At 63.4% G+C, this 20,677-nt stretch carries 15 protein-coding genes; 14 read left to right on the top strand and 1 reads right to left on the bottom strand.

The features are described from left to right. Position 1: 1 nt before the first annotated feature. The 7 genes from PU634_RS16385 (at position 2) to PU634_RS16355 (ending at position 12,015) form a co-directional block, all read left to right on the top strand. Positions 2 to 3,079: a multidrug efflux RND transporter permease subunit gene (locus tag PU634_RS16385; protein ID WP_306761908.1), complete on the top strand. Its 3,078-nt coding sequence runs from the start codon at positions 2 to 4 to the stop codon at positions 3,077 to 3,079. 93 nt (positions 3,080 to 3,172) lie between these two features. Beyond that, positions 3,173 to 3,364, top strand: coding sequence for a hypothetical protein (locus PU634_RS16380; RefSeq protein WP_306761907.1), 192 nt, complete (start codon positions 3,173 to 3,175; stop codon positions 3,362 to 3,364). A 104-nt stretch (positions 3,365 to 3,468) separates the two neighbouring features. After that, positions 3,469 to 4,377, top strand: coding sequence for a DMT family transporter (locus PU634_RS16375; protein ID WP_306761906.1), 909 nt, complete (start codon positions 3,469 to 3,471; stop codon positions 4,375 to 4,377). Between the two features lie 75 nt (positions 4,378 to 4,452). After that, complete coding sequence (locus tag PU634_RS16370) at positions 4,453 to 6,243, top strand: aminopeptidase P family protein (RefSeq protein ID WP_306761905.1); 1,791 nt, start codon at positions 4,453 to 4,455, stop codon at positions 6,241 to 6,243. Positions 6,244 to 6,402: 159 nt separating this feature from the next. Then, entirely contained in the window at positions 6,403 to 7,752 is a 1,350-nt protein-coding gene (gene pssA / locus PU634_RS16365; protein ID WP_306761904.1) for a CDP-diacylglycerol--serine O-phosphatidyltransferase, read from the top strand. 95 nt (positions 7,753 to 7,847) lie between these two features. Next, positions 7,848 to 9,920, top strand: coding sequence for an ATP-dependent DNA helicase RecG (gene recG / locus PU634_RS16360; protein WP_306761903.1), 2,073 nt, complete (start codon positions 7,848 to 7,850; stop codon positions 9,918 to 9,920). Between the two features lie 64 nt (positions 9,921 to 9,984). Next, entirely contained in the window at positions 9,985 to 12,015 is a 2,031-nt protein-coding gene (locus PU634_RS16355) for an AsmA family protein (RefSeq protein ID WP_306761902.1), read from the top strand. A 7-nt stretch (positions 12,016 to 12,022) separates the two neighbouring features. Here PU634_RS16355 and PU634_RS16350 read toward each other — a convergent pair whose 3' ends face one another. Further along, positions 12,023 to 12,961, bottom strand: coding sequence for a LysR family transcriptional regulator (locus PU634_RS16350; protein WP_306761901.1), 939 nt, complete (start codon positions 12,959 to 12,961; stop codon positions 12,023 to 12,025). Positions 12,962 to 13,115: 154 nt separating this feature from the next. Here PU634_RS16350 and cuyA point away from each other — a divergent pair, with 154 nt between their 5' ends. The 7 genes from cuyA (at position 13,116) to cuyB (ending at position 20,632) form a co-directional block, all read left to right on the top strand. Beyond that, positions 13,116 to 14,126 (top strand): D-cysteate sulfo-lyase, encoded by a 1,011-nt coding sequence (gene cuyA / locus PU634_RS16345; protein ID WP_306761900.1) that lies wholly within the window; start codon positions 13,116 to 13,118, stop codon positions 14,124 to 14,126. Positions 14,127 to 14,214: 88 nt separating this feature from the next. Continuing rightward, positions 14,215 to 15,528 carry a histidinol dehydrogenase gene (hisD, locus tag PU634_RS16340; RefSeq protein WP_306761899.1) on the top strand — a complete coding sequence of 438 codons (1,314 nt, stop codon included), beginning with the start codon at positions 14,215 to 14,217 and terminating at the stop codon, positions 15,526 to 15,528. A gap of 41 nt (positions 15,529 to 15,569) precedes the next feature. Continuing rightward, positions 15,570 to 16,790 (top strand): DegT/DnrJ/EryC1/StrS family aminotransferase, encoded by a 1,221-nt coding sequence (locus PU634_RS16335; RefSeq protein ID WP_306761898.1) that lies wholly within the window; start codon positions 15,570 to 15,572, stop codon positions 16,788 to 16,790. Positions 16,791 to 16,853: 63 nt separating this feature from the next. Further along, positions 16,854 to 17,843, top strand: coding sequence for a TRAP transporter substrate-binding protein (locus PU634_RS16330; RefSeq protein WP_306761897.1), 990 nt, complete (start codon positions 16,854 to 16,856; stop codon positions 17,841 to 17,843). Between the two features lie 103 nt (positions 17,844 to 17,946). Next, positions 17,947 to 18,549, top strand: a complete 603-nt coding sequence (locus PU634_RS16325; protein WP_306761896.1) for a TRAP transporter small permease — start codon at positions 17,947 to 17,949, stop codon at positions 18,547 to 18,549. 21 nt (positions 18,550 to 18,570) lie between these two features. Next, positions 18,571 to 19,851, top strand: coding sequence for a TRAP transporter large permease (locus PU634_RS16320; protein ID WP_306761895.1), 1,281 nt, complete (start codon positions 18,571 to 18,573; stop codon positions 19,849 to 19,851). Between the two features lie 43 nt (positions 19,852 to 19,894). Next, positions 19,895 to 20,632 carry a cysteate racemase gene (gene cuyB, locus PU634_RS16315; protein WP_306761894.1) on the top strand — a complete coding sequence of 246 codons (738 nt, stop codon included), beginning with the start codon at positions 19,895 to 19,897 and terminating at the stop codon, positions 20,630 to 20,632. The last annotated feature ends 45 nt before the right edge of the window (positions 20,633 to 20,677 follow it).

Below are 20,677 nucleotides of genomic sequence, written 5' to 3'. Positions count from 1 at the left end.
CATGCGTTTTACCGATATCTTCATTAAACGGCCGGTGCTGGCCGTCTCGATCAGCCTGCTGATCGTGCTGCTGGGGCTGCAGGCCCTGCAGAAAATGCAGGTGCGTGAATATCCGGAAATGACCAACACGGTGATCACCGTGAGCACCGGCTATTACGGCGCCAGCGCCGATCTGATTCAGGGCTTTATTACCCAGCCCCTGGAGCAGGCCATTGCCCAGGCCGACAACATCGACTTCATGACCTCGTCGAGCAGCAACGGCAGCTCCAGGATCACGGTGCAGATGAAGCTCAACACCGATTCCAACGCGGCGCTGTCGGACATACTGGCGCGGGTCAACTCGGTGCGTTCCCAGCTGCCCCGGGAAGCGGAAGATCCCAGTCTGGAAATGACCACGGGGGCTTCAACCTCCATCATGTACATCTCCTTCAGCAGTGAACAGCTGAACTCGCCCCAGATCAACGACTACCTGGAGCGGGTGGTACGGCCCCAGTTCTACTCGGTGGACGGGGTGGCCAAGATCAACCTGTTCGGCGGCGCCAAGTTCGCCCTGCGCATCTGGCTGGATCCGCTGCGCCTCGCCGCCCAGCAGCTCACCGCCCCCGAGGTGCTGTCGGTGCTGCAGGCCAACAACTACCAGGCCGCCGCCGGCCAGGCCACCGGCTATTACATGCTCTACAACAGCGACATCAACACCCAGATTGAGACCGCCGAGGAGCTGGAGTCGCTGGTGATCGCCACCCGCAACGACGCCGTGGTACGCCTGCGCGACGTGGCCAGGGTGTCGCTGGAAAAGAGCCACGACGTGGTGCGCGCCCTGGCCGACGGCCAGCCGGCGGTGATCATAGGGGTGGACCCCACGCCCTCGGCCAACCCGCTGACCGTGGCCGAGAACGTGCGCAACATGCTGCCCGACCTCGAACGCAACATGCCCGACACCATCAAAATGGAGCTGTTGTATGACGCCACCGACGCCATCAACGAGTCCATTCACGAGGTGGTGAAAACCATTCTCGAGGCCTCGTTGATCGTGGTGGTGGTGATCACCCTGTTCCTGGGCTCGCTGCGGGCGGTGCTGATCCCCATTATCACCATTCCGCTGTCGCTGATCGGCGTGGCCATTCTGATGAGCCTGTTCGGCTTCAGCATCAACCTGATGACCCTGCTGGCCATGGTGCTGGCCATCGGTCTGGTGGTGGATGACGCCATCGTGGTGGTGGAAAACGTCGACCGGCACATCAAGGCCGGGGAGTCGCCCTACCGGGCCGCCATTCTCGGTACCCGGGAAATTGCGGTGCCGGTGATCACCATGACCATCACCCTGGCGGCGGTGTACGCCCCCATCGCCCTGATGGGGGGCATTACCGGCTCGCTGTTCAAGGAGTTCGCCCTGACCCTGGCCGGGGCCGTGTTTATCTCCGGCGTGGTGGCGCTGACCCTGTCGCCCATGATGTGTTCCAGGCTGCTCAAGCCCCACGTCAACCCCAGCCGCTTTGAACAGGGGGTGGAGAACACCCTGGATCGCCTGACCGACGGCTATGCCCGCATGCTGGATGCGGTGCTGGCCAGACGTCCGGTGGTGATCGCCTTCGCCCTGCTGGTGTTCGGCTCCATGCCGGTGCTGTTCAGCTTTATTCCCAGCGAGCTGGCCCCCAGTGAAGACAAGGGCGCCTTCCTGATGATGGCCAAGGCGCCCAACACCGCCAACCTCGACTATATCGAAAACAACATGCGCAAGGCGGTGGAAGTGCTGAACAAGGACGATGCCCTGTCCACCTCACTGACCATTGCCGGCGTGCCCAACGCCAACCAGGGGCTGGCGGTGGCGGTGCTCAAACCCTGGAGCCAGCGGGATGCCCAGAAAGCGGTGATCGAGCGGCTGACCCCGCCGCTGCAGGCCATTCCGGCGGTGGCCATCAGTGCCTTTGAGTTCCCCGAGCTGCCCGGCGCCTCCAGCGGCCTGCCGGTGCAGTATGTGCTGACCACCCCGAACAACTTTGAAAGCCTGTATGAAGTAGCCGCCGAGGTGCTGCAAAAGGTCAGCCGAAGCCCGTTGTTCGTCTACAGCGAGCTGGATCTGGCCTTTGACGCGGGCACCATGAAGATTCAGGTGAACCGGGACAAGGCCGGCGCCTACGGCGTCACCATGCAGGACATCGCCCTGACCCTGTCCACCATGATGAGCGACGGCTACGTCAACCGGGTGGATCTGGACGGCCGCAGCTATGAGGTGATTCCGCAGGTGGCCCGGGCCGACCGGCTCAATCCGGACTCCATCAAGGACTACTATGTGCGCGCCCACAACGGCGACATGGTGCCGCTGGCCAACCTGGTGTCCATCACCATGGAGGCCCAGCCCCGCGCCCTGCCCCACTACAACCAGCTGAACTCGGCCACCATAGGTGCCGTGCTTACACCGGGCGTGTCCATGGGCGATGCCATCGGCTTCCTGGAGCAGAGCGTCACCGCCGAGCTGCCCGCCGGCTATAACCACGACTACCTGGGCGCTGCCCGCCAGTTCGTCACCGAGGGCAATGCCCTGTACATGACCTTCCTGCTGGCGCTGTTCATCATCTTCCTGGTGCTGGCGTCCCAGTTTGAAAGCGTGCGCGACCCGCTGGTGATCATGGTGTCGGTGCCGCTGGCCATTTCCGGCGCCCTGGTGGCGCTGGCCTGGGGACTGGCGACCATGAATATCTATACCCAGGTGGGCCTGATCACCCTGGTGGGCATCATCACCAAGCACGGCATTCTGATGTGCGAGGTGGCCAAGGAGGAACAACTGCACCGGGGCCGGGATCGCACCCAGGCCATCCGCGTGGCGGCCCGCATTCGTCTGCGCGCCATTCTGATGACCACTGCCGCCATGGTGGCGGGCCTGATCCCACTGCTGTTTGCCGAGGGCGCCGGCGCCTTCTCGCGCTTTGGCATGGGCATCGTCATCGTCTCCGGCCTGAGCATAGGTACCCTGTTTACCCTGTTCGTGCTGCCGGTGATCTACACCTTCCTGGCCTCCCGTCACCGGCCGTTGCCGGAGTTTGACGAAACCCAGGCGCCCAAGGCGCTGGCCGGCCACTGAGCCAACCTGTAATCCGCAAAAGGGCTGCATTACGCAGCCCTTTTTGTTTTTGGGCCATGCTGTAAGGGCAATGCCGCCAACAGGGAGAACAGAATGACGCTATGGATTTTGCTGGCGCTGGGCATCGGTCTGGTGCTGGTGCTCGGACAGAGCCGGGCCCAGAACGAGCTGGAAAACCGGGTCAGGGAACTGGAGGCCGAACAGCGCCGGCTGCTGGAGCGCATTACCACTCTGGAAAAGCTGGTGCTGGAAAAGGAAAAACGCCGCCCCTTTGAAGAGCTGTGAGTACCCCCCTTGCGCCGCTTCGGTTGTAAGAAGCTGTGATCAGGCCCCTTGCTCACGCCTGAGCGGCTGCCTACACTGCCCACCTTACTGCACGGGGCAATACTATGAAGAATCAGAAAAAAGCCTATCTTTTCGGACTGGGTGCGGTGGCCTGCTGGTCCACCGTGGCCAGCGCCTTCAAGCTCTCGCTGGGTTATTTTGAACCGGCCCAGCTGCTGCTGGTGGCCACCATCAGCTCGTTGCTGCTGCTGCTCGGCCTGCTGGCCCGCCAGGGCAAGCTGCAGCTGCTGGGCCGTACCTTTAAACAGAACCCGGGTTACTACGCCCTGCTGGGCCTGCTCAACCCGGCACTCTATTATCTGGTGCTGTTTCAGGCCTACGATCTGCTGCCGGCGCAACAGGCCCAGACTCTCAACTACACCTGGGCCATTACCCTCACCCTGCTGGCGGTGCCCTTTCTGGGCCAGACCATTCGCCGCCAGGACTGGGTGGCCATCGCGCTCGGCTACTCGGGGGCCATGGTCATCGCCACCCGGGGTGACCTGCTCAGCCTCAACTTTGAAAGCCCCCTCGGCGTCACCCTGGCGCTGGGATCCACCCTGCTGTGGGCCGGCTACTGGATCCTCAACACCCGCAACCAGGCCGACCCATTGGTGGCCCTGACCTTAAGTTTTATGCTGGGGCTGCCGGTGGTGGTGACAGCCACCGCCTGGCTGTCGGACTTCGCCCTCACCGCCTGGCAGGGCTGGGTGGGCGCCATTTATGTGGGCCTGTTTGAAATGGGCTTTGCCTTTGTGATGTGGCTGCTGGCGCTGCGCCACGCCGAAAACACCGCCCGTATCTCCAACCTGATTTTTATCTCGCCCTTTGCCTCGCTGCTGCTGCTGCGGCTGCTGGTGGGCGAGCAAATCTACCCGGCCACCCTGGTGGGCCTGATGATGATCGTTACCGCCCTGCTGATCCAGCAATGGCGCCCCCGGGGGCGGTTTGCCAAGCCCTCGGGCGCGGAGTAGAGTGAGCGACACACGGTGAAAACACGCGCTGCCGGCCGGCGCCATTTCATTCAAATATCTCGTTAAGGAATCGCCATGACCCACGCCCAACGCCTTGCCCATGTTCGTGACGACCTGCGGCAACAGCAACTGGACGCCTTTATCGTGCCCCACGACGACGAGCACCTGGGTGAATACATTCCCCCCTACGCCGAGCGCCTGGCCTGGCTCACCGGTTTTACCGGCTCCGCCGGCGCCGCCGTGGTGCTGACCGGCAAGGCGGCGGTGTTTGTGGATGGCCGCTATACCGTGCAGGTGCGCCACCAGTGCGACAGCGCCCTGTTTGAGTATCGTCATCTGATCGAACAGCCTGTGCTCGACTATGTGCTGGGCGAGCTGGCCGCCGGCGCCCGGGTGGGCGTTGATCCGCGCCTGCACAGCCGGGGCTGGTTTGATGCCGCCAAAAAGAAACTGGCGGCCCGGGGTATGGAGCTGGTGCCGGTGAGCCTCAACCCCATCGACCATCACTGGCACGACAGGCCCGAGCCGGAAATACGCCCCGCCCTGCTGCTCTCTCAGGAATACAGCGGCCAGCACAGCGAGGCCAAGCGCAACCGCATTGCCGAACAGCTGGCTGCCAACCACATAGACGCGCAGCTGCTGACCCAGGCCGAGCCCATCAACTGGCTGCTCAACATTCGCGGCCGCGACATTCCCTGCCTGCCGGTGGTGCTGGGCTTTGCCCTGCTGCACCAAGACGGCCGCGTGCAGCTGTTTGCCGAGCCCGCCAAATTTGAAGACCTGGACCTGACCGGCCACAGCGGCGTTAACGTCAGCCTGGCGCCGGTGAGCGAGCTGGAAGCTGCCCTGCGCGAGCTGGGCAAAAAAGGGGCCCGGGTGCAGCTCGACCCCACCACCGCCAACGCCTGGAGCAGCCTGGTACTGGAGCAGGCCGGTGCCGAGCTGGTGTTTGCCGACGATCCCTGCATGCTGCCCAAGGCCTGCAAGAACCCGGTGGAAGTGCAGGGCAGCCGTACCGCCCACCTGCGCGACGGTGTGGCCGTGTGCCGCTTTCTGGCCTGGCTGGATCGCCGCCTCGCCGAGCCCAACCCCGAGCTTGAAGACGAAGGCACCCTGGCCGACAAACTGCACGCCCTGCGGGCGGAACACCCCGAGTTTGTGGAGCCCAGCTTCGGCACCATCTCGGCGCTGGGCCCCAATGCCGCCATGTGCCACTACCACCACGGCAACGGCACACCGCGCAAACTGGGGCAGGATGCCATCTACCTGGTGGACTCCGGCGGCCAGTATCTGGACGGCACCACCGACATTACCCGCACCGTGGCGGTGGGCGAACCGAGTGAGGAAATGCGCAAGCTGTTCACCCTGGTACTGCGCGGCCATATCGATCTGGCCTGCGCCCGCTTTCCCGCCGGCACCGGCGGCCTGCAACTGGACGCCCTGGCGCGCATGCCGCTGTGGCAACAGGGCTACAACTTCGATCACGGCACCGGCCACGGCGTGGGCCACTTTCTCAGCGTGCACGAAGGTCCCCAGCGCATCTCCCCCAGGGGCAGCACAGTACCCCTGGCCACCGGCATGATCGTCTCCAACGAGCCCGGCTATTACCGGGAAAACGCCTTTGGCATTCGCTGCGAAAACCTGGAAGTGGTGCAGCCCGCCGAGACCGACGGCGACATTCCGGTGTTCGAGTTTGAACATCTTACCCAGGTGCCCTTTGACCGCCGTCTGATCGACACCGCCTGGCTGGACACCCGGCACATCGACTGGCTGAACCACTATCACGCCGGCGTGTGGGAAAAAATCAGCCCGCAGCTGGCCGGCGAGGATCTGATCTGGCTGGAGCAGGCGACACGTCCTCTTTGAGGGATCAGGGACTGGGGAATAGGGAGTAGAACCATTCCCTGTTCCCTGCTCCCCAATCCCCGCAGTTATTTGCCGCCCTTTGCCCTAATTCGGTAAACTGCACCGAATTTTGTCGTTTGAGTATGGTCTTAAACGGCAACGTCATAAACCAGGTTCATTATGCAACTAGCCAACTATTACCGAAGCCTGCTGCAGCGCCTGCCCGCCCTGTCGGTGGATGCCGGGCAGGTACGGGTGCTGCACTCCGCCGCCGCCTTCAAGGAGCGGCTGCTGGCGCTCATCGCCTCGGCACAAACCCGCATCTGTCTGGTGGCGCTCTACCTGCAGGACGACGACGCCGGCCGGGAGATTCTCACCGCCCTGCACGAGGCCAAGCAGGCCAATCCGGCACTGGATGTGCGCCTGTATGTGGACTTCCACCGGGCCCAACGGGGGCTTATCGGTCACCAGGGCCAGAGTGGCAACCACCTGATGTATCAGGAATTTGCCCAACGCTACGCGCATCCCATCGCCATTTATGGGGTGCCGGTCAAGGGCCGGGAGCTGCTGGGGGTGCTGCATCTCAAGGGCTTTGTGTTTGACAACACCCTGCTCTATTCCGGCGCCAGCCTCAACGACATCTACCTGCACCAGAACGGCCGTTACCGCTTTGATCGCTACCACGAGATCACCGACGCCGGTCTGGCCGATGCCATGATCGACTATGTGGACCGGCTGTTTACCCACAATCCGGCGGTGCCGGCCCTGAACCGGCCCGACATTCCCACCGCGCGGCGGCTGCGCCAGCCCATTCGCCAGTTTCGCCAGCAACTGCGCCGGGGCCAGTACCTGTTTGAGCACCAGCCCCGCCGGCCCGGCGAAGTGGCCATTACCCCACTGGCGGGCCTGGGCAAGCGCGGCAACAAGCTCAACCGAACCATACGCACCCTGGTGCGGGGCACCAAGGAAAAGCTGTTCCTGTGCACCCCCTATTTCAACCTGCCCAAGTCCCTGGCCCGGGACATTCGCAGCCAGCTCAAAAAAGGGCGGGAAGTCACCCTGGTGATCGGCGACAAGACCGCCAACGACTTCTACATTCCACCGGAAGAGCCGTTTCGCACCATAGGCGGGCTGCCCTATCTGTATGAGGCCAACCTGCGCCGGTTTGCCCGGGCCAACCAGACCTTTATCTATCAGGGCAAGCTCAACATCATGCTCTGGCACCACGACCGCAACTCCTATCACCTCAAGGGGCTGTTCGTGGACGATGATCTGGCCATGATCACCGGCAACAACCTCAATCCCCGCGCCTGGGGGCTGGATCTGGAAAACGGCCTGCTGCTGCAGGACCCGGAACACAAGCTGCAGGCCGAGTTTGAAGCCGAAAAGGCCAACATATTGCAGCACTGCCGGCGGCTGGGCCACTTCACCGAAATCGAGCAGCTCGGCGACTACCCGGAGCCGGTGCAACGGCTGCTCAAGCGGGTGCAGCGCACCCAGGCCAATGTGCTGCTGAAACGCCTGCTCTGAAAAACCGGAGGCGGGGACTCGGGAGCGGGGAATGGCAGTCCCCTTCTGAATCCGGCTTTGCTATTCTCTGTACATATTTACAGTAAAGGGCCGCCATGAAGCTGGACAAAATGCCGCTGAGCCTGCTCAAGGGGGTGGGCGACAAAATGCAGGAAAAATTGCACCGGCTGGGTCTGGAAACGGTGCAGGACCTGCTGTTTCATCTGCCGCTGCGCTACGAGGACCGCACCCAAATCTGCCCGGTAGCCGAGCTCAGGCCCGGCATGCATGTGTCGGTGGCGGGCGAGGTGGTCGACAGCCACATCAGTTACGGCCGCAAGCGCATGCTGCTGTGCCGGCTGCGAGACCACAGCGGCACCCTCACCCTGCGCTTTTTCAACTTTGCCGCCGCCCAGAAAAACAGCCTCACCGCCGGCACCCGGCTGCGCGCCTTTGGGGAAATTCGCCCCGGCCATCACGGCCTGGAGATCATTCACCCGGAATACAGCCTGCTGCAGGGCGACAACCCGGTCAGCACGGAAACCAGCCTCACGCCGGTGTATGGCACCACCGAAGGCCTGCGCCAGGTAAGCCTGCGCCAGCTCACCGATCAGGCCCTTGCCCTGCTGGAACAAACCCCGCTGGCCGAGCTGCTGCCTCCGGGCCTGTATCGCCGGCAACTGCCCCTCAACGACGCCGTGCGCCTGCTGCACCGGCCACCGCCCGATGTGGCGCTGGACCAGCTTGAACAAGGCCAGCATCCGGCCCAGCAGCGGCTGGTAATGGAGGAGCTGCTGGCCCACAACCTGTCGGTGCTGCAGGTGCGCGAGCAGGGCCAGGCCCACCGGGCCCGGGCCCTGCCGCCCGCCGAGACACTGGTAAACGACTTTCTGGCCCGGCTGCCGTTTTCCCCTACCGGGGCCCAGCAACGGGTGGTGGCGGAAATCGGCGCCGATTTGCACAAAAACGTGCCCATGATGCGGCTGGTGCAAGGGGATGTAGGCTCGGGCAAGACCCTGGTGGCGGCACTGGCGGCACTGCAGGTGATCGGCAATCAGGGCCAGGTGGCACTGATGGCCCCCACCGAGCTGCTGGCGGAGCAGCACGCCGCCAACTTTGCCGCCTGGCTGGCGCCCCTGGGCATTCGGGTCGGCTGGCTGGCGGGCAAGGTCAAGGGCAAGGCCCGGGCCGAGCAGCTGGAACAGCTCGCCAGCGGCGAGCTGGCGATGATCGTGGGCACTCACGCCCTGTTTCAGGAGCAGGTGCAGTTCAACGCCCTGGAGCTGGTGATCATCGACGAACAGCATCGCTTTGGCGTGCACCAGCGCCTCGCCCTGCGGGAAAAAGGCAGCCAGGGTGAGTACTATCCGCACCAGTTGATCATGACCGCCACCCCCATTCCCCGCACCCTGGCCATGACCGCCTATGCCGATCTCGACACCTCCATCATCGACGAACTGCCCCCCGGGCGCACCCCGGTCACCACGGTCGCCATTCCCGACACTCGGCGCGACGAGGTGATCGAGCGGGTACGACAAGTATGCCGTGAAGAGGGCCGGCAGGCCTACTGGGTGTGCACCCTGATTGACGAGTCGGACGTGCTGGAATGCCAGGCGGCGGAAGACACCGCCGCCGCCCTGTCGGCCCGCCTGCCGGAGCTGAAAGTGGGACTGGTGCACGGCCGTATGAAGGCGGCGGAAAAGCAGGCGGTGATGGCCGGTTTCAAGGACGGCCAGCTGGACCTGCTGGTGGCCACCACCGTGATTGAAGTGGGAGTGGACGTGCCCAATGCCTCGTTGATGATCATCGAAAACCCCGAGCGCCTGGGCCTGGCCCAGTTGCACCAGCTGCGCGGCCGGGTGGGCCGGGGCGCCACCGCTTCCCACTGCGTGCTGCTCTACCATGCGCCCCTGTCAAAAACCGCCACCCAGCGGCTGGGGGTGCTGCGCGACACCAACGACGGCTTCGTCATCGCCCAGAAGGATCTGGAAATTCGCGGTCCGGGGGAGCTGCTGGGCACCCGCCAGACCGGCCTGGCAGATCTCAAGATTGCCGATCTGGTGCGGGATCAGGCGCTGCTGCCCGAGGTGCAGCGGCTGGCCCGCCATCTCGCCGACCACCACCCCGGCTGCGTGGCCCCGCTGATCCGGCGCTGGCTCGGCACTCGGGATCACTACGGCAAGGTGTGAAGCTGTTTCCGGTGCAGCCCTGCACGGGTATGATACAAGCAGCGGATTTTAAAGGGATAATCTGATGAAAAAGCTGGCCAGAAGAGGTTTGACGGGGCTGCTGGTGCTGTTGCTCGGCGGCTGGTTGCTGCTGAACGTGCTGGACGTCAACCAGCTGAAAAAACCGGTGCTCACCTGGCTGAACGAAAACACCGAGTTGGGGCTAAGCGTGGGCCGGCTGGAATTCAACCCGCTGTCGCCCTACAAGCTGCTGGCGGAAGACGTGCGCCTGGGCGACTGGTTCAGCGCCCGCCAGATCTACCTGGAGCTGGAGCAGCTCGCCCCCCTGGCCGGCCGCACCGAGGTCGCCATTCTCGACATCATAGACGGCAGGCTCAACCTGGAGCGGGCCCAGGCACCCGCCCTGCCCGCCAGCCTGGCCGACATTCACATTCAAGAACTCAATACCAAAAATCTCGCCCTGGCCGGCCAGGGCTGGGAGGCCGGCGGCATCGAGCTCAGGCTCCGGGACTGGCAGCCCAGGCGGCAGGGCCAGTGGCAATGGGAGGCGGATGCCCGCCTCAGCGTCCGCCTGCGCCAGTTGTCCCACCCGGCGCTGGAGCTGGCACAACTGGATGCCGGCGGCCAGCTGCGTCAGGGCCGGCTGGAGCTGGACGATGTGCGCGGCCGGTTGTTCGGCGGTCTGGTCAGCGGCCGGCTGGTACTGGACCCCCGCCAGCGCGAGCTGCGGCTGGAACGCCCGCAATTCAGTCAGGTCAGGCTGCAGCTTGGTGAGTCCCCCGCCCTGCCCGACGGCTGGCGGCTGCTGCTGAACCGGGCCGCACTCGACGACGTCAGCCTGACCACGCCGCGGCTCACCGTCAACGGCATGCGCGGCGAACTGCGGGATCTGGAATGGAACGGCCGCAGCCTGCCCGAAGGGCGGGGCAACTGGCAGGCGGACGAGGCCACCCTCGACTGGCTGCGCCTGGACCAGCACCGGCTGCACTGGCTGGGAGATGGTGAGCGTCAGGGTATGCGCCTGAACGGCCAGGCCTGGGAAGGCAGCATCGAGGCCGAACTGGGCTGGTATCCCGGCCAGGGACGGCTCGATATCGACGAACTGCAACTGGCCGGCAACAAGCTGGTGTGGCAACCCGACATCACCTGGTCCCTGCCCGAGGTACGCATTCACAAACTCAACCTGAGCCGCACCGAGCTGCTGTCGCTGGACGACACACTGCCGCTGTCGTTGCTGGACGGCAACCTGTTCATCACCGATCTGGCCTGGTCGGCGGGGCTGTGGCGCCCCCTGAGCGAACAGGCCCGGCTGGAAGGCAGCATCGGCGATCTGGCCTGGAACAGCCTGATCGCGCGCCAGGCCGCGTTCAGCGCCCGCCTCACCGACGAACAATGGCTGCTCGACACCCTGACCGCTGACTGGCTCGACGGCCACCTGACTCTCAGCGGCAGCATGGCGTCGTATGCTCCCCATACAGCCCACCTTGAGCTGACCGGCCAAAACTGGCAGCTGCGCCATCTCAGCAACTGGCTGCGGGCCGGCCAGGGTTTTGCCGGCGATATCGATATCCGGGCCAGCCTCACCGGCGAACCCGGAACTCCCGCCAGCTGGCAGGGAGAACTGACCCTGGACGGGCGGGACATCTTTGTGGAACAGCTGGGGCTGGATGCCTGGCTGCGCAACCGTCTGGGCGAAGACTACGCCACGCCCAAACAGGTGGATGCGGCTCTGGCGGCGCTCGACATGCGACAGAACGACGGCTTTCTGTACCGGCTGGATCTGCACGGCCCGGTGCGTGACGGCCGCTGGCGCCTCAACGGCAGTGCCGTGCAAAGCGTGCGCCACCTGCTGGCCCTGCGGGGTGAGGTGAACCTGAGCGGCAGCCTGGATCTCGACCTGGGCGCCATCAACGACGCCGGCTGCCGGGAGCTGGCCATCCGGCTGGCGGGCGACTGGCACGCCCCCCGGCTGCGGCTGCACCAGCCGGCGCTGCCCCGGCCCTGCCGGCCCTGGTACTCGGGGCCGGTGCCCTACCCCGCCGCCGGTCTGCCCGGCAACCTTGTCGAGGCGGTGCGGGCGCTGCCCGCCCCCTGAGCAAGGGTCAGGACACTGGCCGCATCCCGGGAAACTGCTCGGCATAACTGAGGTTGTACAGCTCAAGCAGGTAGCGCCAGAAGATATCCACTTCCGGCTTGACCGTATGCCGGAACCGATACAGCAGAATGCGCAGATCCACGGTGTGAAAGCCGTCCTGCAACACCACGAGCTGGCCCTGGGCCAGCTCGTTCTGGATCAGCCCGTAAGGCAGCCAGGCCACGCCGTAGCCCTGCAGCGCCATGGCCTTGAGCCCTTCCGCCAGGGCGTTTTCACACACTATGCTGTACTGAAAGTCCGGCGGCAGCTTGTTCAGGCAAAATTCCTTCACCAGCCCGCCCAGATAGGAATCGTCGGGATAGGCCAGCAGCTTGAGCGGGGTCCTGCCGTTGACCGAAAACACCGGCGTGCCTTCCGGCGTCAGCGCCGACACCGGCACCAGCCGGTCGGTGCCCACCTGAATGCAGGTGGTGTCGTTGCGCGACAACTGGCCCATGTCGCCGGCGGACGAGAAGCTCAGCAGAAAGTCCCCCATGCCCGCCATAAAGGACTCGGTCAGATCGTGCAGGTTGCCGGTGCTGAGCTTGACCAGGGTGTTGCCCACCAGCGGCTCCAGGGTGCGGATCCAGTGAGGGAAAAACGACACCGCCGGCGAGTGCTGGGCAAAAAACACCAGGCTTTTCTGAATTTCCTGGCCCTGCAGCCGTTTGCGCACCCGGTAGGTGTCGTTGATCATGCGCTTGGCTTCCTCCACAAACGCCTGACCGCTGGCGGTCAGGGTGGTGGGGTGCTTGTCCCGGTCCACCAGCGCCACCCCCAGCCAGTTTTCCAAAGAGCGAATGCGCCGGCTAAATGCGGGCTGGGTCACAAAACGGGCCTCGGCCGCCTTGGAGAAACTGCCGTGCTCACTCAGGGCCACAAAGTCCTTCAACCACTTTAATTCCATTAAAAACAATTCCTTACAGTCTCGTTTTGGCCCTATGCCCAAAAGTAACCAGGGGCGAAGCCAATATAGCATTGGTCGTGCAGCGGTGATTCTTTCACCATGAAGTTGTTAACCAAATGTATTGCGCATGTTCAAAACGAAGAGGAATGTTAAAATGCATCTAGCTCGTTATCCCCGTCTGCACTTTGCTCACCTGGCCACTCCGCTGGAGCCGATGCATCAACTGACCAAGCTGCTGGATGGTCCGAACCTGTGGATCAAGCGTGACGATTGTACCGGTCTGGCCGGCGGCGGCAACAAGACCCGCAAACTCGAATTCCTGATGGCCGATGCCCTGGAGCAGGGCGCCGATACCATCATCACTCAGGGCGCCACCCAGTCCAACCACGCCCGCCAGACCGTGGCCATCGCCACCAGGCTGGGCATGGAGTGCCACATTCTGCTGGAGGACCGTACCGGCTCCGAAGACGTTGACTACAACTACAACGGCAACGTCATGCTGGATCAGCTGTTTGGCGGCCAGCTGCGCAAGTATCCGGGCGGCACCGACATGAACGCGGCCATGGAAGAGCTGGCCGGCGAGCTGAAAGCGGCCGGCAAGAAACCCTATATCGTGCCCGGTGGCGGCTCCAACGAAATCGGCGCCCTGGGTTATGTCAACTGCGCCCTGGAACTGCTGGGCCAGGCCAACGACGCCGGTCTGCGCATTGACCACGTGGTGCACGCCACCGGCTCCGCCGGCACCCAGGCCGGCCTGGTGACCGGCCTGTCCGGCAGCAACAGCCGCATTCCGGTGCTGGGCATCGGCGTGCGGGTTCCCCGCGAGCAGCAGGAAGCCAACGTGTTCCGTCTGGCCGAGCGCACCGCCGAGAAGCTGGGCATCCCCGGCGCCGTCAAGCGTGAAGACGTGGTCGCCAACTGCGACTACGTGGGTGAAGGCTACGGCATTCCCGCTCCCAGCACCCTGGAAGCCATCGAACTGTTTGCCCGCCACGAAGGCATTCTGCTGGACCCGGTTTACTCCGGCAAGGGCGGCGCCGGTCTGATCGACCTGATCCGCAAGGGCCACTTCAAGAAAGGCGAAAACGTGGTGTTCCTGCACACCGGCGGCGCACAGGCGCTGTTCGGCTACCGTGATGCCTTTGGTTTTGCCAAGTACTACTGATTGACCCGAACGGCCGCAGCCCGGCCGTTCACCCCAACGGACGCAGTTGTCAGCCAGTTGGCACGTTTTAATTAACAGGTGACATACCATGGAATATCTCAAGAGAGCGGCGGCGGAAAGCGAAGTCGCACAGGAAGATGAGCGCATTCAGGGCGTGGTCAAGGACATGCTGGCCAATATTCGCCACAACGGTGAAACCGCGGTGCGTGAATACGCCAGACAGTTTGATAACTGGCAGGGCGATTTCGTTCTGACCGAGCAGAAAAAGCAGGCCCTGATCGACCAGGTGCCCCAGCAGGTCAAGGACGACATCGACTTTGCCCACCGCCAGATCAAGCGCTTTGCCGAAGCCCAGCGCGACAGCCTGACCTCCTTTGAAATTGAAACCGAAGAAGGCGTACGCCTGGGCCAGCAGGTGCTGCCGGTGCAGTGTGCCGGCTGTTATGTACCCGGTGGCCGTTACGCCCACGCCGCCTCGGCGCTGATGAGCGTGGCCACCGCCAAGGCCGCCGGCGTGCCCTTTATCGTGGCCTGTTCACCGCCCCGCGGCGACAGCATCAACCCGGCCGTGGCCTATGCCATGCACGTGGCCGGCGCCGATGTCATTCTGGAAATGGGCGGCGTGCACGCCGTGGCCACCATGGCCTATGGCCTGTTTACCGGCCGCCCCGCCGACATTCTGGTGGGGCCGGGCAATGCCTACGTGGCCGAAGCCAAACGCATGCTGTTCGGCGAGGTGGGCATCGATGTCTTTGCCGGCCCGACCGAGTCGGCCATTATTGCCGACAAAAACGCCGATCCCATGACCATAGCGGTGGATCTGGTGTCCCAGGCCGAGCACGGCCCCAACTCCCCGGTGTGGCTGTTTACCGACAGCCGCGAGCTGGGTGAGAAGGTGCTGGAGATCATGCCCAAGGTGATTGCCGACATGCCCAATGCCGAAGTGTGCGAGGCGGCCTGGCGCGATCACGGTGTGGTCATCCTCGGCAACAGCCGGGAAGAAGTCGCCAAAATCAGCGACGAGTGGGCCTGTGAGCACCTGCAGGTGCTGGCAGACGATCTGGAATGGTGGAAGGCCAACCTCAACAACTACGGCTCCCTGTTCCTGGGCGAGGGCAGCACGGTATCTCACGGCGACAAGTGCTCCGGCACCAACCACATTCTGCCCACCAAGAAGGCGGCCCGCTACAGCGGTGGCCTGAACGTGCAGAAGTTCATGAAGGTGCTGACCTATCAGGAGCTGAGCGAAGAGGCCAACCTGGTGTTCAGCGCCGCCGGCTCGCGCATCTCCCGCACCGAAGGCATGGAAGGCCACGCCCGCGCCTGTGACTGGCGCCTGCGCAAGTACTTCCCCGAGACCGAGTGGGATTTCCACGTTTACGATCAGAAGCGTTATTGCTGAGTCAGACGGGCAGGTGCATGCACCTGCCCCCGGGAGAAGTTATGACCACCTTCAACAAGTCTTTCACCCAGCAGGAGCCCATTCCGGAAGCGGGCATCGAGCGCGCGGTGGCCGTGATGCGCAGCGGCCGCCTGCACCGCTACAACGCCGCCGCCGGCGAGGCCACGGAAACCGAGCTGCTGGAGCAGGAATTCGCGGCCTATCAGGGCAGCCGCTACTGCCTGGCCTGCGCCTCGGGCGGCTATGCCCTGCACGTGGCCATGCGCGCCGTGGGCGTGCAGCCGGGCGATAAGGTATTGTGCAATGCCTTTACCCTGGCGCCGGTGCCCGGCGCCATTCACAACGCCGGCGGCGTGCCGGTGTTTGTGGAAACCACCGACGATTTCACCATCGATCTGGACGACCTTGAACACAAGGCCGCCGCCGAAGACGTGCACTACCTGCTGCTGTCCCACATGCGCGGCCACCTGGCCGACATGGACCGGCTGATGGCCATCTGCAACCGTCACGGCGTCATCGTGATAGAAGACTGCGCCCACACCATGGGCGCCAGCTGGAACGGCAAAAAGAGCGGCAGCTTTGGCCGGGTGGGCTGTTTCAGCACCCAGACCTACAAGCACATGAACTCCGGCGAAGGCGGTTTTCTGACCACCGACGACGACGAGGTCATGGCCCGGGCCATCATCTACTCCGGCTCCTACATGCTCTACGAGCGGCATCTGGCGGCACCGCCCAGGGATGTTTTTGCCCGCATTCGCTTTGAAACGCCCAACTACAGCGGTCGCATGGACAACCTGCGCGCCGCCATTCTGCGCCCCCAGCTGGCCGGCCTGGACGAGCAGTGCCGGCGCTGGAATGCCCTGTACCGGGTGACCGAAGCCGGCCTGAGGCAGATTCCCTGCCTTCGCCTGCCGGAGCGTCCTGCCGCCGAGCAGTTTGTCGCCAGCTCGATTCAGTTTTCTCTGCCGGATCAGCGCGAAGCCGACATTCGCCGCTTTCTGGAACGCTGCGAAGCCCGCGGTGTGCCGCTGAAATGGTTTGGCGATGCGGACCCGAAAGGCTACACCAGCCGCTTCGACAGCTGGCAATACCTGGGTGAACCACCGTCTTTGCCGCACACCGAGCGGGTGCTGGCCACCATGTGCGACATGCGCCTGCCGCTGACCTTTGACGAGGCCGACTGCCGGCTGATCACACGCATTATTGCCGAGGTCTGCGACGAACTGTTTTCGTCCGCCGCCCCCGGCGCCCACGCAAACTGAACACGTTCCCTTTGCACGGAAGTCAAACCCGAAACCTACAGTGAGGTAATGAATATGTTCTCCATGAAGCAAGTCGCCAAGTACCTGACCCTGTCCCTGGCCTGCGCCGCCACCGCCATGCCCATGCTGGCCAGCGCCAAGACCATGCGCCTGGGCATGGGTGACCCCATCGACTCGGATCAGGGCGCCTACGCCAGCCGCTTCAAGGATCTGGTGGAGTATTACTCCAACGGCGATATCGAGATCACCCTGTACCCCAACGGCGCCATCGGCTCCGAGACCGAAATGGTGCAGAACGCCCGCCTCGGCTCCCTCGACATGGCCCTGGTCGGCATCGGCAACGTCACCCCCTTCTCCAAGGAGCTGGGCATTCTGACCATGCCCTACGTGATCAAGAACACCTCGGACGCGGTGAAAATCACCACCGGCCAGTTGGGGGATCACTGGAACCAGCTGGCGCAAAAGCAGGTGGGCGTCAACATTCTGGGCTGGACCTACTCCAACTTCCGCCACCTGACCAACTCCAGGCGCCCGGTGAAAAACCTGCAGGACGTACAGGGCCTGAAGGTGCGGGTGCCGCAAAACCCCATCATGCTGGCCACCTGGAAGGCCTGGGGCGCCAACCCCATCGCCATGGCCTGGACCGAAACCTTTACCGCCCTGCAGCAGCAGGTGGTGGACGGCCAGGACAACCCCTACATCGTCAACAACACCATGAAGTTCTACGAGGTGCAGGACTATGTGACCGAGGTGCACCACCAGTACTCGCTGCAGCCCCTGCTGATCGGCAAGCGCACCTTTGACAAGCTCAGCGACGAAGAGAAAAACATTCTCACCCGAGCCGGCCTGGAGGCCCAGCAGCACGCCCTGATCTTCCAGATCTCGGAAGCGGACAAGGCCAAACAGAACATGATCGACAACGGCATGGAAGTATCGACCCTGGAAGATGAAGACCAGTGGATCAAGCTGGCCAAGGAAAAGGTCTGGCCCGAGTTCTACGACACCATCGGCGGCAAGGAGAACTTCGACGCCGTACTGGAGCAGCTGAAGTAAGGCTGTTGTACCTGTAAGCAGACGGGCCCGGCAACGGGCCCGCACATACCCAAAAGGGCGGGCTGCGGTGCCGCCGTTCCGCCTTCTTTGTTGGAGCCTTGCTATGCGTAAGCTGATGCTGCAGTTGGACAAGCTGGAAAATTACCTATGTCAGCTTCTGCTCTGCCTGTTCGTGGTGCTGCTGTTTGTGCAGGTGATCCTGCGGGTGGTATTCAACTACGGAATCCCCTGGAGCGAAGAGCTGTCCCGCTTTGCCTTTGTCTGGTTCGTGTTCCTGGGGGCTTCCTATGCCGCCCGGCTGTCGGCCCATAACCGGGTGACCTTTCACCTGCGCATGATGCCCCCCGGCATGCGCAAGGGCGTGGAACTGGTGGGAGACCTGTTCTGGATTGCCTTTAACACCCTGATGACCCTGAAAAGCATCGAGGTGATCGAGTCGATGATGGAATTCACCTTCTACTCGCCGGCGCTGGACTGGTCCATGGCCTATCTGTACCTGATCTTTCCCATCTCGTTCACCCTCACCACCATACGGATCATTCAGGTCAACTACCTGAAACTGACCGGCACCACCTTTGAGGACGTGGATGAGCCCAGACTGGAAGAGATGGAGCCAACACGCGATTCGGCGGCGGCGCCGAAACAGAACGGGTCATCCGGCCATGCGTCCGGCAAGACCAAAAAAGGCGGAAACACCCTGGCCTGAGCGGGGTGAGAGGATTAAAAAATGACAGCTCCCATTATCTTGTTTGGCATGTTTTTCTTTTTGCTGCTGATCGGCGCCCCCATAGTGGTGGCCCTCGGCGCCTCGGCGCTGAGCGTGTATCTGGCGGCGGGAGACGACTTCGTGTCCCTGGTGCAGACCGCCTGGAACGCCGTGGACTCCTTTCCCATCATGGCCCTGCCCGCCTTTATTCTGTCGGGCGCCCTGATGCAGAGCGCCGGCATTTCCCGCCGGCTGGTGCACATTGCCGAGCTGATGGCCGGCCCCATGGCCGGTGGCCTGGGCTTTTCCGCCATTCTCGCCAGCATGTTCTTTGGCGCCATCTCCGGCTCCGGCCCGGCCACCACCGCCGCCGTGGGCATGCTGATGATTCCCGCCATGGTGGACCGGGGCTACGGCCGCAGCTACTCCGCGGCCCTGACCGCCTCGTCCGGCGGCCTGGGGGTGGTGATTCCGCCGTCCATTCCCATGGTGATCTACGGCGTCACCGCCAGTGAGTCCATTACCAAGCTGTTCCTGGCCGGCGTGCTGCCGGGAGTGATGCTGGCCGGCGGCCTGATGATCGCCAACTACGCCATCAGCAAGAAAAAAGGCTACACCGGCAACACCGATCGCCAGCCCGGCGAGCTGCGCAAGGCCTGCCGTGAAGGTATCTGGGCCATTCTCGCCCCCGTGGTGATCCTCGGCGGCATCTATTCCGGCCTGTTCACCCCCACCGAAGCGGCGGTGGTCTCGGTGTTCTACACCCTGTTCGTGGGCATTTTCATTCACAAGGAGCTGAAGCTCGACGGCTTCAAGGAGTCCCTCAACTCCACCACCTGGCTCACCGGTCGCGTGCTGATCATCATGTTCACCGCCACCGCCTTTGGCCGCATTCTGGTGGAGAACGATATTCCCGGCATGATTGCCGCCGGCCTGCTCGACATGACCGGCAGCCTGCCGCTGATCTGGATCATCGTGATTGCCTTTCTGATCTTTATCGGCATGTTCCTCGAGACCCTGGCCACCATCATGATCGTGACCCCGGTGCTGCTGCCGGTGATGGTCAGCCTGGGGGTAGACCCCATTCACTTTGGCGTGGTGCTGGTGTGCTGCTGTGAAATCGGCTTCTCGACCCCGCCGCTGGGGGAAAACATGTTTATCAGCTCGAGCATTGCCAAGGTCTCCATCGAGGAAATTTCGGTCAAGGCGCTGCCCTTTGTGCTGGTGGAGATACTGGTGGTGCTGCTGCTGGCCTTCTTCCCCGATCTGACCCTGTGGCTGCCCAACCTGTTTGGCTACTGAGGCGGATGTGACCGCCGACCCGATTGTTGAATGGATGAAAAACATGGAAAAAGAAAAGTCTGTAGGCGTGATTGGCGGCATGGGGCCGGAAGCCACCGTGGATCTGATGCGCCGGGTGATTGCCCTGACCCCGGCGGAAGACGATGCCGACCACATTCACCTGCTGGTGGACAACAACCCCAAGGTGCCGTCGCGCATCAAGGCACTGATTGAAGGCACCGGGGAAAGCCCGGGCCCCTTTATGGCGGAGATGGCCCGGGGACTGGAGCGGGCCGGGGTGGATTTTCTGGTGATCCCCTGCAACACCGCTCACATGTATCACGCCGAGGTGGCCGAGGCGGTGCGCATTCCGGTGGTCAACATGCTGGAGGTGGCGGTGCGCCATGTGCTGGAACACCACCCCGGCATCAGTAAGGTGGGCCTGCTGGCCTCCACCGCGGTGGAAATGACCCGGCTCTATCATGAAAAGTTTGCCCGCAAAGGCGTGCGGGTGCTGTTTCCCGGGGCGGAGCAGCAGCAGGACGTGATGACCCTGATCCGGCAAGTCAAGGCCAAGCGCTACGACTTCGACTCCCTGACCCGCTACAACGAAGCCGCCACGGCGCTGAAGGCACGGGGCGCGGAGTGCCTGATCCTGGCCTGCACCGAGCTGTCGGTGATCGCCGACAAGCTGGTCTCGGACCTGCCGGTATACGATGCCTCCCAGTTGCTGGCCGAGCATATCGTCGACCAGGTCAAGGGGGAGCACAAACAGGTAAAGCCGGTACTGAGCGACCGCTGAAAAGATGAAGGGAGCATTCCCTTCAGGTTGCTGACAACCCCTCCA

The sequence above is a fragment of the Oceanimonas pelagia genome, assembly GCF_030849025.1.
Taxonomy (GTDB): domain Bacteria; phylum Pseudomonadota; class Gammaproteobacteria; order Enterobacterales; family Aeromonadaceae; genus Oceanimonas; species Oceanimonas pelagia.
This window is presented reverse-complemented; position numbering and strand designations above follow the sequence as displayed.